Source organism: Massilia forsythiae (assembly GCF_012849555.1).
Taxonomy (GTDB): Bacteria; Pseudomonadota; Gammaproteobacteria; order Burkholderiales; family Burkholderiaceae_D; genus Telluria; species Telluria forsythiae.
Window position 1 is genome coordinate 1830529 of sequence record NZ_CP051685.1, and the last position, 15572, is coordinate 1846100.

General features: G+C 61.5%; 14 protein-coding genes. 1 reads left to right on the forward strand and 13 read right to left on the reverse strand.

Annotated features, from left to right (window positions below):
• Positions 1-16: 16 nt before the first annotated feature.
• The 8 genes from atpD to HH212_RS08010 form a co-directional block, all read right to left on the reverse strand.
• Complete coding sequence (gene atpD, locus HH212_RS07975) at positions 17-1420, reverse strand: F0F1 ATP synthase subunit beta (protein WP_169434914.1); 1404 nt, start codon at positions 1418-1420, stop codon at positions 17-19.
• 98 nt (positions 1421-1518) lie between these two features.
• Positions 1519-2394 (reverse strand): F0F1 ATP synthase subunit gamma, encoded by an 876-nt coding sequence (atpG, locus tag HH212_RS07980; RefSeq protein WP_169434915.1) that lies wholly within the window; start codon positions 2392-2394, stop codon positions 1519-1521.
• A 93-nt stretch (positions 2395-2487) separates the two neighbouring features.
• Positions 2488-4023: a F0F1 ATP synthase subunit alpha gene (gene atpA / locus HH212_RS07985; protein WP_169434916.1), complete on the reverse strand. Its 1536-nt coding sequence runs from the start codon at positions 4021-4023 to the stop codon at positions 2488-2490.
• Positions 4024-4094: 71 nt separating this feature from the next.
• Positions 4095-4628 carry a F0F1 ATP synthase subunit delta gene (locus HH212_RS07990; protein ID WP_169434917.1) on the reverse strand — a complete coding sequence of 178 codons (534 nt, stop codon included), beginning with the start codon at positions 4626-4628 and terminating at the stop codon, positions 4095-4097.
• Positions 4629-4630: 2 nt separating this feature from the next.
• Entirely contained in the window at positions 4631-5101 is a 471-nt protein-coding gene (locus HH212_RS07995) for a F0F1 ATP synthase subunit B (RefSeq protein ID WP_169434918.1), read from the reverse strand.
• Positions 5102-5174: 73 nt separating this feature from the next.
• On the reverse strand, positions 5175-5417 hold the full coding sequence (gene atpE, locus HH212_RS08000) for a F0F1 ATP synthase subunit C (RefSeq protein ID WP_036171449.1): 243 nt from the start codon (positions 5415-5417) through the stop codon (positions 5175-5177).
• Positions 5418-5510: 93 nt separating this feature from the next.
• Positions 5511-6350, reverse strand: a complete 840-nt coding sequence (atpB, locus tag HH212_RS08005) for a F0F1 ATP synthase subunit A (protein ID WP_169434919.1) — start codon at positions 6348-6350, stop codon at positions 5511-5513.
• Between the two features lie 2 nt (positions 6351-6352).
• The gene (locus HH212_RS08010) at positions 6353-6691 is read right to left on the reverse strand and encodes an ATP synthase subunit I (RefSeq protein WP_169434920.1); all 339 of its coding nucleotides are present in this window, start codon (positions 6689-6691) and stop codon (positions 6353-6355) included.
• Between the two features lie 1228 nt (positions 6692-7919).
• Here HH212_RS08010 and HH212_RS08015 point away from each other — a divergent pair.
• A complete protein-coding gene (locus HH212_RS08015; protein WP_169434921.1) occupies positions 7920-9410 on the forward strand; it encodes a cell envelope integrity TolA family protein in 1491 nt (496 codons plus the stop codon).
• Positions 9411-9430: 20 nt separating this feature from the next.
• Here HH212_RS08015 and HH212_RS08020 read toward each other — a convergent pair whose 3' ends face one another.
• The 5 genes from HH212_RS08020 to HH212_RS08040 form a co-directional block, all read right to left on the reverse strand.
• Positions 9431-10315 (reverse strand): ParB/RepB/Spo0J family partition protein, encoded by an 885-nt coding sequence (locus HH212_RS08020; protein ID WP_169434922.1) that lies wholly within the window; start codon positions 10313-10315, stop codon positions 9431-9433.
• 37 nt (positions 10316-10352) lie between these two features.
• Complete coding sequence (locus tag HH212_RS08025) at positions 10353-11123, reverse strand: ParA family protein (protein ID WP_169434923.1); 771 nt, start codon at positions 11121-11123, stop codon at positions 10353-10355.
• A gap of 208 nt (positions 11124-11331) precedes the next feature.
• Entirely contained in the window at positions 11332-11979 is a 648-nt protein-coding gene (gene rsmG / locus HH212_RS08030; protein ID WP_169434924.1) for a 16S rRNA (guanine(527)-N(7))-methyltransferase RsmG, read from the reverse strand.
• On the reverse strand, positions 11976-13913 hold the full coding sequence (mnmG, locus tag HH212_RS08035; RefSeq protein ID WP_169434925.1) for a tRNA uridine-5-carboxymethylaminomethyl(34) synthesis enzyme MnmG: 1938 nt from the start codon (positions 13911-13913) through the stop codon (positions 11976-11978). Before mnmG ends, rsmG begins: the two co-directional genes overlap by 4 nt.
• A gap of 793 nt (positions 13914-14706) precedes the next feature.
• Positions 14707-15477, reverse strand: coding sequence for a TSUP family transporter (locus tag HH212_RS08040; RefSeq protein ID WP_169434926.1), 771 nt, complete (start codon positions 15475-15477; stop codon positions 14707-14709).
• Between the last annotated feature and the right edge of the window lie 95 nt (positions 15478-15572).

Below are 15572 nucleotides of genomic sequence, written 5' to 3' on the forward strand. Positions count from 1 at the left end.
TTTGAAGAGGCGCGGATTAAGCGGCCAGCTTCTTGGCCTTCTCGATGGCTTCCTCGATCGTGCCGACCATGTAGAACGCCTGCTCCGGCAGGTGGTCCAGCTCGCCCGATGCGATCATCTTGAAGCCCTTGATCGTGTCCTTCAGCGAGACGTACTTGCCCGGCGCGCCGGTGAACACTTCGGCGACGTGGAACGGCTGCGACAGGAAACGCTGCATCTTGCGGGCGCGCGCCACCACCAGCTTGTCTTCCGGCGCCAGTTCGTCCATGCCGAGAATCGCGATGATGTCGCGCAGTTCCTTGTAGCGCTGCAGGGTACCCTGCACGGCGCGCGCGGTCTCGTAGTGCTCCTGGCCGACCACCAGCGGGTCCAGCTGGCGCGAGGTCGAATCCAGCGGGTCGACTGCCGGGTAGATACCCAGCGAAGCGATGTCACGCGACAGCACGACGGTCGAGTCCAGGTGGGCGAAGGTGGTTGCCGGCGACGGGTCGGTCAAGTCGTCCGCAGGGACGTACACGGCCTGGATCGAGGTGATCGAACCGGTCTTGGTCGAGGTGATGCGCTCCTGCAGGCGGCCCATCTCTTCGGCCAGCGTCGGCTGGTAGCCCACCGCGGACGGCATACGGCCCAGCAGCGCCGAGACTTCGGTACCGGCCAGGGTGTAGCGGTAGATGTTGTCGACGAAGAACAGCACGTCCTTGCCTTCGTCGCGGAAGGCTTCCGCCATGGTCAGGCCGGTCAGCGCCACGCGCAGGCGGTTGCCCGGCGGTTCGTTCATCTGGCCATAGACCATCGCCACTTTCGAGTTGGCCGGGTTTTCCAGGTCGACCACCTTGGCATCGGCCATCTCGTGGTAGAAGTCGTTACCTTCGCGGGTACGCTCGCCCACGCCGGCGAACACGGACAGACCCGAGTGCGCCTTGGCGATGTTGTTGATCAGTTCCATCATGTTGACGGTTTTACCGACGCCGGCGCCGCCGAACAGGCCGACCTTGCCGCCCTTGGCGAACGGGCACACCAGGTCGATCACCTTGATGCCGGTTTCCAGCAGGTCGGTCGACGGCGACAGCTCGTCGTACACCGGCGCCGAACGGTGGATCGAGGCGGTGCGGTCGGCATTGACCGGGCCGCATTCGTCGATCGGGTTGCCCAGCACGTCCATGATGCGGCCCAGGGTCGCGGTGCCGACCGGCACCATGATCGGGTTGCCGGTGTTCTGGATCATCATGCCGCGACGCAGGCCTTCCGAGCTGCCCAGCGCGATGGTACGGACGATGCCGTCGCCCAGCTGTTGCTGGACTTCCAGGGTCAGTTCGGAGCCTGCCATTTTCAGTGCGTCGAAAACCTTCGGCATTGCGTTGCGCGGGAATTCCACGTCAACCACGGCGCCGATACACTGAACGATTTTGCCATCAGCCATGTTCGTTCCTTCAGATAATGTTGTAAGCTTTTATCGATCGCACCGGGCGCATTGCGACACCGGTGCAAATCTTGAAATCAGTTGTTGGACCGCGGCGTTTACACTGCCGCCGCGCCGGCCACGATCTCGGACAGTTCCTTGGTGATCGCCGCCTGGCGGGTCTTGTTGTAGACCAGCTTCAGTTCGCCGATGACGCTGCCCGCGTTGTCGCTCGCGGCCTTCATCGCCACCATGCGCGCCGATTGCTCGGACGCCAGGTTTTCCGCCACCGCCTGGTAGATCAGCGCCTCGACGTAGCGCACCAGCAGCTCGTCGATGACCACTTGCGCGTCCGGCTCGTAGATGTAATCCCACGCGTGCGCGCCGGCTTGCGCCTGCAGGTGCTGGGCCGGCAGCGGCAGCAGCTGCTCGAGCACCGGTTCCTGGCGCATGGTGTTGATGAACTTGGTGTAGCACAGGTACACCGCATCCAATTGTCCATCCTGGTAGGCGTCGAGCATCACCTTGATCGGGCCGATCAGCTTTTCCAGGTGCGGCGTGTCGCCGATCTGGGTCACGCTCGACACCACCTTCACGCCGATGCGGTTCAGGAAGCCCAGACCCTTGTTGCCGATCGCAACGACTTCAATGCGCTTGCCCGCGGCTTCCAGCTCGCGGGTCTTCTGCGTCACCTGGCGCAGCACGTTGGTGTTCATGCCGCCGCACAGACCCTTGTCGGTCGTGACGACGATGAAGCCGACGGCCTTCGCCTCGACGTCCCTGGCTTGCGCCATGAACGCGTGGGTGTATTCCGGGTTCGCAGTGGCGAGGTTGGCCGTGATGTTACGGACTTTCTCGCTGTAGGGACGGGCGGCGCGCATCCGGTCCTGCGCCTTGCGCATCTTGGACGCGGCGACCATTTCCATCGCCTTGGTGATCTTCTTCGTATTTTCTACGCTCTTGATCTTGCCACGTATCTCTTTGCCTGCTGCCATGAGCCCTTACTCCTCATGACCGGAGCCGAACCCCGGTCATATCACGTTGAGGATGGAAGTGTTCTCCCACCCCGCGCTTCGATGATGAAACGCTTAGAACGATTTCTTGAAATCGCCGACAGCTGCCGCCAGGGCGGCTTCGCCATCCTTGTCGAGCGCCTTGGCTTGCTCGATCTTCGACAGCAGCGCGCCGTGGCTCGACTTCAGGTGGTTGTGCAGGCCGTGTTCGAAGTCCAGCACGCGCTTGACTTCGACGTCGTCCATGTAGCCCTTGTTGACGGCGAACAGCGACGCGGCCATCAGCGAGATCGGCAGCGGCGAGTACTGCTTCTGCTTCAGCAGTTCGGTCACGCGCGCACCGCGGTCCAGCTGCTTGCGGGTCGATTCGTCCAGGTCCGAGGCGAATTGCGCGAACGCGGCCAGTTCACGGTACTGCGCCAGGTCGGTACGGATACCGCCGGACAGGTTCTTGATGACCTTGGTCTGGGCGGCGCCGCCAACGCGCGACACCGAGATACCGGCGTTGATCGCAGGACGGATGCCGGCGTTGAACAGCGAGGTCTCTAGGAAGATCTGGCCGTCGGTAATCGAGATCACGTTGGTCGGCACGAAGGCCGAGACGTCGCCCGCTTGCGTTTCGATGATCGGCAGCGCGGTCAGCGAACCGGTTTTACCGGTCACGGCGCCGTTGGTGAATTTCTCGACGTAGTCGGCGTTCACGCGTGCGGCGCGCTCCAGCAGGCGGCTGTGCAGGTAGAACACGTCGCCCGGGTAGGCTTCGCGGCCCGGCGGACGGCGCAGCAGCAGCGAGATCTGGCGGTAGGCCACGGCCTGCTTCGACAGGTCGTCGTACACGATCAGGGCGTCCTGGCCGCGGTCACGGAAGTATTCGCCCATCGCGCAGCCGGAGTATGCCGAGATGTACTGCATGGCGGCCGATTCCGACGCGGAGGCGGCGACCACGATCGTGTAGTCCATCGCGCCGTGCTCTTCCAGCGAGCGCACGATGTTCTTGATGGTCGATGCCTTCTGGCCGATCGCGACGTACACGCAGGTGACGTCCTGCCCCTTCTGGTTGATGATCGCGTCGACGGCCACGGCCGACTTGCCGGTCTGGCGGTCGCCGATGATCAGCTCGCGCTGGCCGCGGCCGATCGGCACCATCGCGTCGATCGACTTGATGCCGGTCTGCATCGGCTGCGACACCGATTCACGCGCGATCACGCCCGGCGCGATCTTCTCGATCGGGGCGGTCAGGGCGGTAGTGACCGGACCCTTGCCGTCGATCGGCTGGCCCAGCGCATTCACCACGCGGCCGCGCAGTTCCGGACCGATCGGCACTTCCAGGATGCGGCCGGTGGTTTTGACCACGTCGCCTTCCGAGATGTGCTCGTAGCCGCCCAGGATCACGGAACCGACCGAGTCGCGCTCGAGGTTCATGGCGAGGCCGAAGGTATTGCCCGGGAATTCCAGCATCTCGCCCTGCATCACGTCCGACAGACCATGGATGCGGCAGATACCGTCGGCGACGGAGATCACCGTGCCTTGGTTGCGTACGTCAGCCTGACCTTCCAGGCCCTGGATGCGGCTCTTGATCAGTTCGCTGATTTCAGACGAATTAAGTTGCATGAGTGCTAACTCCTAATAGTTTCTTGATGCGTTGGGCAAGACTGGACGCGGGACGGTGCGAATGGGCGTCCTCAGGCCACCAGCGCGGCGTGCATCTGCTGCAGCTTGGCGCGGACCGAGGTATCGAGCACTTCGTCGCCGACGACCACGCGCACGCCGCCGATCAGGGACGGGTCCAGTGCGACCGTGGGATTCAGCTTGCGGCCAAATTTCTTTTCCAGCGTGGCGACCAGCGCGGACACTTGATCGGCCGACATGTCGAACGCGCTGTGGATAGTCGCGTCGGCAGCGCCTTCGTGTGCATTCTTGAGCACGACGAACTGGGCGCCGATTTCCGGCAACAGGGCGATGCGGCCGTTTTCGGCCAGCATCGCCATGAAGTTGTTCGCTTCCGCGGACATGGGCGACTTGACCAGCGACGCAATCGTCTCGGCCAGCTGCGCGGGCGTCACGTTCGGATTGCTGGCGAAAGCCTGCACGTCCGGGTTGGCGCCGATATGCGCCAGTTCGGCGACGAGGGCCGACCAGGTCGCCATGTCGCCGTTCTGGGCGACACGGAACAGGGCTTCGGCGTAGGGACGGGCGACGGTTGCGAATTCAGCCATGATCAGAGCTCGGTCGCCAGTTTCGACAGCAGGTCGGCGTGCGCCGCTGCATTGACTTCGCGCTGCAGGATCTGCTCGGCGCCCTTGACGGCCAGGGTCGCCACCTGGGCGCGCAGTTCGTCGCGCACGCGGTTGATCTGCTGGGTCGCATCGGCTTCGGCTTCGGCGCGGATGCGCGCGGCTTCGACGCCGGCGGTCTGCTTGGCGTCGTCGATGATCGCCTGGGCACGCTTTTCGGCGTCGGCGATGCGCTTGGCGCTTTCGTCACGGGTAGCGGACAGCTCGCTGGCGATGCGCTTTTCGGCGGCGGCCATTTCTGCCTTGCCACGGTCAGCCGCGGCCAGGCCACTCGCGATCCTCTCGGCGCGCTCGTCGAGCGCTTTCATCAGTGGCGGCCACACGAATTTCATCGTGAAGGCGACCAGGATGAAGAAGACCACGAACTGGGCAAACAAAGTTGCGTTTAAGTTCACGGTAAATTCCTTCTCACAAAAACGGATGCCGAACCGGGTCGGTTCGGCTGTTCAGAACCGAATACTGCTTCGATTAGCCGTGGAACGGATTTGCGAACGCGAACAGCATGGCGATACCAACACCGATCAGGAATGCCGCGTCGATCAGGCCGGCCAGCAGGAACATCTTGGTTTGCAGGGTGTTCATCAGCTCAGGCTGACGTGCCGAAGCTTCCAGGTACTTGCCGCCCATGATCGCGATACCGATACATGCGCCGATAGCACCCAGGCCGATGATCAGACCGCAAGCCAGTGCAACAAAAGAAACGTCAGTCATGAGATTTACTCCAAAAAGTTAAAAATTTAAAAAAACTAGAGAATTACAACTTCTTTACTACCACTATCTTGTTCGTTCTTGCGATCGCGTCGGTCAGTGGCTCTCGTGGGCCTGACCGATGTAAACCAGCGTCAGCATCATGAAGATGAATGCCTGCAGGATAACGATCAGGATGTGGAAGATCGCCCAGATCGAGCCGGCAACCACGTGGCCGATAAAGCCGAAAGCAGTGGCCATGGAGCCGAGCAGAGCAATCAACAGGAACAGCAGCTCGCCGGCATACATATTGCCGAACAGTCGCATGCCGAGCGACACGGTGCGGGCTGCGTATTCGATCAGGTTCAGCAGGAAGTTGGCGGGTGCCAGCCAGATGCCGAACGGCGCGGCGAACAGCTCGTGGATCCAGCCGCCGACGCCCTTGATTTTCAGGTTGTAGTACAGGACCACCGCCAGCACGCCCAGGGCCATGCCCATGGTGCCATTCAGGTCGGCGGTCGGTACCACACGGTGGGTCGGGAACAAGTGTTCGACGCCCAGTACCCGGAACAGCGCCGAGAACAGGTCGACCGGCAGGAAGTCCAGCGAGTTCATCAGGGCGACCCAGACGAACACGGTCAGCGCCAGGGGGGCGATAAAGCTGCGGTCACCGTGGATGATCGATTTCGACTGGTCTTCGACCATTTCGACGATCATTTCGACGGCAGCCTGGAAACGGCCCGGCACGCCCGAGGTGGCACGGCGCGCCGCCAGCCACATGATCAGGCAACCCACCACGCCCGCGAACACCGACCAGAAGATGGTATCGATGTTCCACACATGGAAATCGACCACGAAGCTCTGGTGGCCGGCAGTCAGGTGATGCAAGTGGTGCTGGATGTATTCGCCGGCGGTAGGCGCGTGGGCTGCTCCGCTTTCTACGGTTGGACTCGTCATTGTCAGTGCCTAAATAATAAGATGATGTAACTTTTCAGCGCCACGATGAACCCGCACAAGAGTGCCAGCCAGTTCAGACCGTGGTACAGCCGCGCCGTGAGGAACAACAGCGCCAGCGTTAAAGCAATCTTTACAAATTCCCAGATGAAAAATGTGGCGGGGTTCGCCCCGCCCATCTTTTGTGAACCGGCGAACAGGCGAAACGCCATGATGCCATTGGGAACAACACAACACATCCCGCCGAGTACCGCCGAAAACATCGCAGACCATCCCCCCAGCAGTGCGGCGATCACGCCGGCCACAAGTGTTGCCAGGATTTGCAGGGAGACCAAGCGCAGCATTGTTATTGTTCTTTCGCGCCAGCCGTGATGGAACCGAGTTACGGGATGGTAATTACATGAATCAGCGGGATTATAAGGGTTTATCGAAGCCGTCGTCAAACAGTTCCGTCTGCGGATGCACCAGGATGGGATGTAAAAACGACAAACAAAATACTGCTAAAACTGGTAAAAATCCGACGAAAATCGGTGTTTATGCCACAAGACCCCTGATAAAAGTCAGAGTTTGTAAGCATACATACATCTGCGCTGCCGGTTGTGCATGTCCCGCTGCGGCACGCCCCGCACAGGTGCGCTGCACCGACCCGCCGGCACCGTTCTGGCGCCTGGCAAGGCGCGCATATGCCGGCATCTCGTCAACAGGAATGTCGGTGACGGGTAGCCGGAATTGCTTGTGGCTGGCATTGCGGGGATGCGACGCGGCTGTCGTCGGTAAGCAGCGACCCGCTTACCGGTGCCTGCTTCCGAGGTAGCCGGAAACCCAGAATGCAATTGCCTCTGTGGAAAAGAAAGTAGTTTCCCACAGGCTTGCCTGCATCACGTGGCAAATGTGTGTCGATTGGCAGGGCCCTGGTCCGGGTACTCATTGCCACATCTGGCCAGGATTGCACCATGACGATGGAGATATATACGAATCCTTATAAGCATTTGAATCGTCGCGGCTTGGTATTTTCACGGATGTCGTTCGTCATGATCACGAAGTGGAGACGCGTTCTTCCACGCTCGCACGTTGTTATCAATAAATCGAATAACTTAATCGTCCCTGGCTTCGGTTGCAACGCGAACGTTCACCTACGCTTGAATCTGAATCGATAAAAACGATAATAATAAAAATAGTCCTTGTAACCATCAGTCATAAAAGGTATCTGGGTAGATGCCCGAGTAAACCAGGCAGCTTGCATGCCACGTCTTATACCCTGTGGATAACTTCTCGAACAGAGCCTGCTGTACGACCTGGAACATGGCCTACTGGGGGGATGATTCCCGACACCATCGACATCGTCCTCTATCCGATACACGGACTTCGGTTGCCGTTTTCGATAATCCAATACCTGCCCAATCCGATTCCAAGAATTTAGATAGCAACAAAAGTACGCTTAAATAGCAAATAATTTTCTTGTTGATTGCTCACTGTATTCGACATCTGCGATACTGTTCACGCGTTGGCAATCACCAAACGCCTGTTCATGACGGTTCGGTAGACAGGGATGACATGACGGAACCAGCACCGATGTTCCTGGACGATGCACCGCGGCCCGGCCATGCGCTGATCGGCAGCCTGCGGCGCCGTCGCTTCCTGTGCCTGTCGCTGCTGCTGCATGCCATGGCGCTCGCCGCGCTGGCATGCCTGGCCGGCCATCGCAACGTGCTCGACCAACGCGAGCGGCAACGGGAACTGATCGAGACGGGCAGCCGGCTGACGCAACAGGCGCGTCTCGAACGGCGCGTACAGGACATGGCGCGAATCAAATCCATGCTCGAACAAAGCGTAGCGGCGGGTGACGCACGCCAAGCGCCAGCCGCCGCCCAGGAAGGTGACGTGCGTTTCGATGCGCACGCCAAAACGCCGCAGGACTTGCTCCGGCAAGCCAGCGAACTGGCGCGCAAGATCGACAAGATCGAACACGACATCGAAGCGCAGCGCCTTGTGAAGCTGCTTGGCATTCCGAAGAACAAGGCACTGGAACAGATCGCGCAGGCGCGCAAGCTGCAGCAAGCACATGCCGGCAAAACCCTGCATGACGTCGATGCGGCGGCCCGCATCGCGCAACTCGAAGCGCAGGCGCGCGCCGTGCTGGAACGGCGCCGCCGGCAATTGACCGAACAGCGAGACGGCACGCGGCTGACGGCCAGCGCAGCGCGCGGCACCGGCGGCACGTCTCCAAGCGGCGCCGGCAGACATGGCGCTGCCTCCCATGGCGGGGCGGATGCGCAAGGCGGGCTGGTCGGTTCAGGTAATGGTCCAGGTAAAGGGCCGGGTAGCGGCCAGGGCAGCGGGCCGGGAAACGGCATCACCGGCAACATGCAAGGATCGTCACTGCTGGAGCGCATGGCCGGATTCGCCAACCCGGATCTGCCCGACCGGGCGACCGAGGCCTACACCGCCGGCGGCCTGCGCGCATTCTTCGACCGCGGCATCGGGCACATTCCCGACGTCGGCGCGGGTCCCGTGGTCAAGGGCGCGGGACGCATCCTCGGCCGTGGCGGGCCGTATGCGAACCGCATCCACGTGAATGCCTGGTACCTGATCGGGCCATTCGAGGGCAGGCACGGCGAGGGGCTGTTCACCAACGATCGCCATCCGCCCGAGCAGGCGGTGGCCCTGGACGCCGTGTATCGCGGCAAGGATGGCCGGCTATTGAAATGGGAATACATCGACGCGGTGAGCTACCCGCTGATCCCGCCCGACCGCGCCGAAGATGCCGTGTATTACGGGTATACCGAACTGATGGTCGACGCGGATCAGGACCTGACTGCGTGGATCGGCGCCGACGACGATGCGCAGCTGTGGCTCAACGACCTGCTGGTCTGGCGCGGCGGCAACGTCGACAAGCAATGGTTCTTCGGCCAAGTGTACGAGACGGTGAATACCGGGGTGCGCAATATGAACCTGAGCGAGGGCAAGCGCGTTCTGCATTTCAAGAAGGGGCGCAACAAGCTGTTCTTCAAGCTGTCGAACGGCCCGACCCGCTTGTTCTTTTCCCTGGTACTGACCAAATGACCTGGACCGCCGGCGCCGGGTCAGGCGCGCAATCGCGCCAGCACGCCGTCTAGCACGTCGAGGTCGGCGAAGTCGATGATCATCTGTCCCCTGCCCTTGTTGCCCATCTTGAAGGCGACCGGTGTCGCCAGGCGGTCGGACAGTTCTTCTTCCAGGCGCACGATATCTCCCGACTTGTCCTTCTGGCGTGCCGCGGCCGCCGGCGCGTTCTGCTCTTCGAGCGCGTGCGCCACCAGCTTTTCCGTTTCGCGCACCGACAGGCGCCTGGCGACCACCTGGCTGGCCAGCGTGATCTGGCCGGCGCTGTCGACCGCCAGCAGCGCGCGCGCATGGCCCATGTCGATATCGCCCGCCATCAGCATGGTCTGTACCGGCTGCGCCAGGTTCACCAGGCGCAGCAGGTTGGACACCGCGCTGCGCGAACGCCCCACCGCATGGGCCGCCTGCTCGTGCGTAAAATCGAATTCCGAGATCAGGCGCGCGATGCCCTGCGCCTCTTCCAGCGGATTCAGGTCCTCGCGCTGGATGTTCTCGATCAGCGCCATGGCGGCGGCGTTCTGGTCGTCGACCTCGCGCACCAGCACCGGAATCTCGTCCAGACCGGCCAGCTGGGCGGCGCGGAAACGCCGTTCGCCGGCGATGATCTCGTAGCGCGCGCCGCCGGCCGCATGCACGATCGGGCGCACCAGCACCGGCTGCATGATGCCCTGGTTCTTGATCGACGCCGCCAGGTCCGCCAGCGAGCCGTCGTCCATGCGGGTGCGCGGCTGGTATTTGCCGGCCTGGATCTGCGTCACCGCCAGTACCGACGGCGCGTTGGCGGACGCCGGCGCGGCATCGGACATATCGCCGCCGAGCAGCGCGTCGAGGCCGCGTCCCAGGCCCTTGAGTTTTTTGGTTGCCATGATGTGCGAAGTGGTCAGTTGGTTGGACTCGGTGGGATCACATCGTCTTGATGCGCTCGATCATCTCGGCGCCGAAGGCGATGTACGCCTGCGCGCCTTTCGACGAAGGATCGAAGGTCACGCCCGGGATGCCGTACGACGGCGCCTCGGCCAGGCGCACGTTGCGCGGGATGATGGTCTTGAAGACCTTGTCGCCGAAATGCTGCTCGAGCTGGGCCGATACCTGCTGCGACAGCGTCATGCGCGGATCGAACATCACGCGCAGCAGGCCGATGATGCGCAAATCCTGGTTCAGGTTGGCATGCACCTTCTTGATGGTGTTGACCAGGTCGGACAAGCCTTCCAGCGCGTAGTACTCGCACTGCATCGGGATGATGACGCCGTGCGCCGACACCAGGCCGTTCAGGGTCAGCAGCGACAGCGCCGGCGGGCAATCGATGAGGATGAAATCGTAGTCGCCGTCGACCTTGGCCAGCTCTTCCTTCAGGCGGCGCTCGCGGTGTTCCAGTTCCACCATCTCGACTTCGGCGCCGGCCAGTTCACGGTTGGCGGGCAGCACGTCGAAGCGCCCCGCTTCGCTGCGCAGGCGCGCCTCGGCCACGCCGGCTTCTCCCAGCAGCACCGGATAGATCGACGAGGCCAGGCCGGCCTTGTTGATGCCGGCGCCCATGGTGGCGTTGCCCTGCGGGTCGAGGTCGACCAGCAGCACGCGCTGGTCGAGCTTGGCGAGGCCTGCCGCCAGGTTGACGCTGGTGGTGGTCTTGCCGACGCCACCCTTCTGGTTTGCTACGCAAAAAATTTTCGCCATGTGCTCTCTTGTTGGCATGCATCTCCGCAATACGGAAGCTGCATGCATCGATAAAAACATACCGTTATTATCGTTAAAATGATTTATATGGTTTATTTAGTTAATACGATTAAAACCGTAAAAATCATTTATATCGTTTATTTTTTATTTCGTCATATGCCGTTTGTCGCGCTGCGATTGTCCTGCGGCGGTGCGCAGGGCATTGAAATCACGCCTGGCGCTCGATGAACACCAGGTGACGCTCGGCCTCCAACCTGGGCACCTGCAGCGCTTGCACCCCGGTCACCTTCCACTGCGCCGGCAGGCGCTGGCGCTCGTCCTCGGGCGCCACGCCTTTCAATGCGATGTAGCGCCCGCCCTCGGCCAGCAAGTGTCCGGACCAATCGACGAAGTCGGACAGGTCGGCAAACGCGCGCGAGGTGATGACGTCGAATTTTTCGCTCACCTGCAACTGTTCCACGCGCATCGTGTACACGGTGGCATTCATGAGGCCGAGTTCGGCCTTGACCTGGGTCAGGAAAGCGGTCTTCTTGTGCACGGTATCGATCATCGCCACCTTGACGTCCGGCCGGGTGATGGCGAGCACGATACCGGGCAGGCCGCCGCCAGAACCCACGTCCAATATATTGGATGCGCCGTCGAATGCCGGCACCGCTGCCAGCGAATCGAGCAGATGGTGCGTCACCATCTGCAGCGGATCGCGCAGCGAAGTCAGGTTGTACACCGAATTCCACTTGAACATCAGCGCCAGGTAATCCATCAGCTGGGTACGCTGGGCGGTCGATACCTGCAGATCCAGTTCGCCGATGCCCTCTTCCAGCAGCCGCTGCAGTGCTTCACGATCGAAATGCTTCATCCGGCCAGCTCCTCGGAAGCGGCATTGCTGCCGAATCCCTTGGCGCCGCGCTTTTTCAGGTGCACCAACAGCAGGGAAATCGCCGCCGGCGTGACGCCGGAAATGCGCGATGCCTGCCCCAGCGTTTCCGGGCGCTGCTTGTCGAGCTTCTGGCGCACCTCGATCGAGAGCGCCGCGATCTCGTGGTAGTTCAGGTTGTCGGGCAATTTCAGGTTTTCGTAGTGATCGTGACGCTCGACTTCACGCGCCTGGCGGTCGATATAGCCGGCGTATTTCAGCTGGATCTCGACCTGCTCCTTCACCGCCGGATCGGTCACACCTGGGCCACCCAGCGCCTGCCCTTCGCTGCCCTGCAGCGTCACCAGCTTGTCGTAATCGACGCCAGGCCGGCGCAGCAAGTCGGCCAGGTTGTATTCGCGTTCGATGGCCTGGCCGATCACGCGTTCGGACTCGGCAGCGGCCAGGATGCGCGGGTTGACCCAGGTCGAGCGCAGGCGCTCCAGTTCGCGCGCCACCGCCTCGCGCTTGCGTTCGAAGGCTTCCCATTGCGCATCGCCGACCACGCCCAGCTTGCGGCCGATCTCGGTCAGGCGCATGTCGGCGTTGTCTTCGCGCAGACTGAGGCGGTATTCGGCGCGGCTGGTGAACATCCGGTACGGCTCGGCCACACCTTGCGTGGTCAGATCGTCGACCAGCACACCCAGATAGGCTTCCGAACGGCCCGGGGTCCAGGCCTCGCGTCCCTGGGTCTGCAGCGCCGCGTTGATACCGGCCAGCATGCCCTGGGCTGCGGCTTCCTCGTAGCCGGTGGTGCCGTTGATCTGGCCGGCAAAGAACAAGCCGCCGATCGCCTTGGTCTCTAGCGACGCCTTCAATGCACGCGGGTCGAAATAATCGTATTCGATGGCATAGCCAGGACGCAAAATGAAGGCGTTTTCCAGGCCTTTCATCGAGCGCACCAGCGCCAATTGCACGTCGAACGGCAGGCTGGTGGAAATCCCGTTCGGATAGAACTCGTTGGTGGTGAGTCCTTCCGGCTCCAGGAAGATCTGGTGCGATTCCTTGGCGGCGAAGCGGTGGATCTTGTCCTCGATCGAGGGGCAGTAGCGCGGCCCGACGCCTTCGATCACGCCGGTGTACATCGGACTGCGATCGAGGCCGTTGCGGATGATGTCATGGGTTTGGGCATTGGTGTGGGTGACCCAGCACGGCACTTGTTTCGGGTGCATGGCAGCCGTGCCCATGGTCGAAAACACCGGTACCGGATCGAGGTCGCCCGGCTGTTCGGTCATCACGGAAAAATCGATGCTGCGGCCGTCGATGCGCGGCGGCGTGCCGGTTTTAAGGCGGCCTTGCGGCAAGTTCAGTTCCTTCAAACGGCTCGACAGCGAGATGGCCGGAGGATCGCCGGCGCGGCCGGCGGCGTAATGCTGCAGGCCGACGTGGATCTTTCCGTCGAGGAAAGTGCCGGCAGTCAAGACCACCGCGCGCGCACGGAATTGCAGCCCGACCTGGGTCACGGCGCCGACCACGCGTTCGCCTTCGATCAGCAGATCGTCGACGGCCTGCTGGAACAGCCACAGGTTCGGCTGGTTTTCCAGGCGCGAGCGGATCGCGTGCTTGTACAGGATGCGGTCGGCCTGGGCGCGGGTAGCGCGCACCGCCGGCCCTTTCGAGGAATTCAGGATACGGAACTGGATGCCGGCTTCGTCGGTGGCGATCGCCATCGCGCCGCCCATGGCGTCGACTTCCTTGACCAGGTGGCCCTTGCCGATACCGCCGATGGACGGATTGCAGGACATCGCACCCAGGGTTTCGATGTTATGTGTAAGCAACAGGGTGGTTTGCCCCATGCGTGCGGAAGCGAGCGCCGCTTCGGTACCGGCATGGCCGCCACCGACGACGATCACGTCGAATTCTGTGGGATATAGCATGATGGAATGTGTTGCGAGGAGAGTTAAGCTCGGATTATAGATTCTTTTTTCGGCATGGCTTCGGCCCTACCCTGAAAACCACAGATTTTGTTTCACGTGAAACCATGGTTGGAGCGTCGGTTTTCATTCATGCGCCGCTCAAATTTCCTCGGCATCTGACTCGGATAAACCGTTCTATTTTCACGGCATCGATAGCAAAACCTCGTTGTGCAGCCGCGTACGAATCGCGGCCATTGCAGCCGCGTTCGCCTACCCATGCTCGGATCGGTGGCTGCGAAGGATCGCATGTCATGATTGCAGGTCGCCAAACTTGGCAGTGCGCATTCGCCACACTCTCGTTTAGAACCTATCCCAGTAGGGAGAGGGAAGTTGCTGGCGACATGCGCGTAGGCGATGCATGGCGAGCCATGCAAGGACGAGCAACGCAGCACCCGCTTGCCAGGCGCGTCAGCAACGACCGGTTCCCTACTGGGATAGGTTCTTAGCATATGGAGGCCGAGATGCGATACCCGACAGATGACCTTGTACCGGAACCAATGATCAAAGCACGGTTGAAAATTGATTGGCCAAAGCGATGCCTCGGAGTGCAGATATCTGCCATCCCGCTGTCAGCCACATTGCCGGCATCGCTCGAAAATGGAAAAGTGTTTGTGGCACCAGCAGCAAGACTTGCTGCCTCTGCCCCACCCAATCTGTCTTAATGATCAGGATGGACTCGGGCCAGCGCAGCCCTGCTAGGCCCGCTCAAGGAAGCAAAACGAGAGCATGAGCGTTGATTGTTTCACGTGAAACGTCAGAACCCCAAACGGTGGATAGTGTCGTAAGCAGTCTTGACGATCAGGGCACCAACCACCAGCAGGAACAACTTGCGAACGAAACCACTGCCATGCTTGAGCGCCAGGCGGGTGCCGACTAACGAACCGCCGATCTGGCAGACTGCCATCAACAGGCCGAGTTGCCAGATCAGGTGGCCGCTGTAGCCGAACCAAATCAAGGCAGACACGTTGCAGGCGACATTGACGATCTTGGCGGCAGCGGACGCGCTGAGGAAGTCGAAACCGAAGAAGCGCACGAATAGGAAGATCAGGAAACTGCCGGTACCGGGACCGAAGAAGCCGTCATAAAAGCCGATGGCGGCGCCCACGCCGGTGGCCAGCAAGCGCTCTGTCATGCCGCTATGCAGCGGCGCATGGATTTCGCCGAGATCCTTCTTCTTGAACGTGTACACGGCCACTGCCAGCAAGATCAAGGGCAGCAGGCTGCGCACGAAATCCCCCGGCACCCGCGTTACGGTCCAGGCGCCGACAAAGGATAAAACAAACGCCGCCAATGCCGCCGGCGCCGCCGTGCTCCACGCCACCGTCACGCGGCGTGCGTACTTCACCGCCGCCACCGCGGTGCCGAACACGGCGGCCAGCTTGTTGGTGCCCAACAGCGTTGCCGGGACTTCCTTCGGGTACACCGCGAAAATGGCGGGAATCTGGATCAAGCCTCCGCCACCGACGACCGCATCAACCAGACCGGCAACAAAGGCCGCGCAGGCCAGCAAGACGAGATCGAACATGGAAAAGAGCGAGAGGGAGCGAAGCCGATATTTTACGGCAAGCAAGGATCTCCACCCCAGCCGCCGATGGCAGGCACGGCGGCGATGACCTGAAC

What these genes read in the sequence shown, in the direction of transcription:
- HH212_RS08020 (WP_169434922.1), bottom strand. Translation starts at nt 10,315, where the DNA reads ATGGCAACCAAAAAACTCAAGGGCCTGGGACGCGGCCTCGACGCGCTG.
- atpA (WP_169434916.1), bottom strand. Translation starts at nt 4,023, where the DNA reads ATGCAACTTAATTCGTCTGAAATCAGCGAACTGATCAAGAGCCGCATC.
- rsmG (WP_169434924.1), bottom strand. Translation starts at nt 11,979, where the DNA reads ATGAAGCATTTCGATCGTGAAGCACTGCAGCGGCTGCTGGAAGAGGGC.
- HH212_RS08040 (WP_169434926.1), bottom strand. Translation starts at nt 15,477, where the DNA reads ATGTTCGATCTCGTCTTGCTGGCCTGCGCGGCCTTTGTTGCCGGTCTG.
- HH212_RS08010 (WP_169434920.1), bottom strand. Translation starts at nt 6,691, where the DNA reads ATGCTGCGCTTGGTCTCCCTGCAAATCCTGGCAACACTTGTGGCCGGC.
- atpG (WP_169434915.1), bottom strand. Translation starts at nt 2,394, where the DNA reads ATGGCAGCAGGCAAAGAGATACGTGGCAAGATCAAGAGCGTAGAAAAT.
- HH212_RS07990 (WP_169434917.1), bottom strand. Translation starts at nt 4,628, where the DNA reads ATGGCTGAATTCGCAACCGTCGCCCGTCCCTACGCCGAAGCCCTGTTC.
- atpB (WP_169434919.1), bottom strand. Translation starts at nt 6,350, where the DNA reads ATGACGAGTCCAACCGTAGAAAGCGGAGCAGCCCACGCGCCTACCGCC.
- mnmG (WP_169434925.1), bottom strand. Translation starts at nt 13,913, where the DNA reads ATGCTATATCCCACAGAATTCGACGTGATCGTCGTCGGTGGCGGCCAT.
- HH212_RS08025 (WP_169434923.1), bottom strand. Translation starts at nt 11,123, where the DNA reads ATGGCGAAAATTTTTTGCGTAGCAAACCAGAAGGGTGGCGTCGGCAAG.
- HH212_RS08015 (WP_169434921.1), top strand. Translation starts at nt 7,920, where the DNA reads ATGTTCCTGGACGATGCACCGCGGCCCGGCCATGCGCTGATCGGCAGC.
- atpE (WP_036171449.1), bottom strand. Translation starts at nt 5,417, where the DNA reads ATGACTGACGTTTCTTTTGTTGCACTGGCTTGCGGTCTGATCATCGGC.
- atpD (WP_169434914.1), bottom strand. Translation starts at nt 1,420, where the DNA reads ATGGCTGATGGCAAAATCGTTCAGTGTATCGGCGCCGTGGTTGACGTG.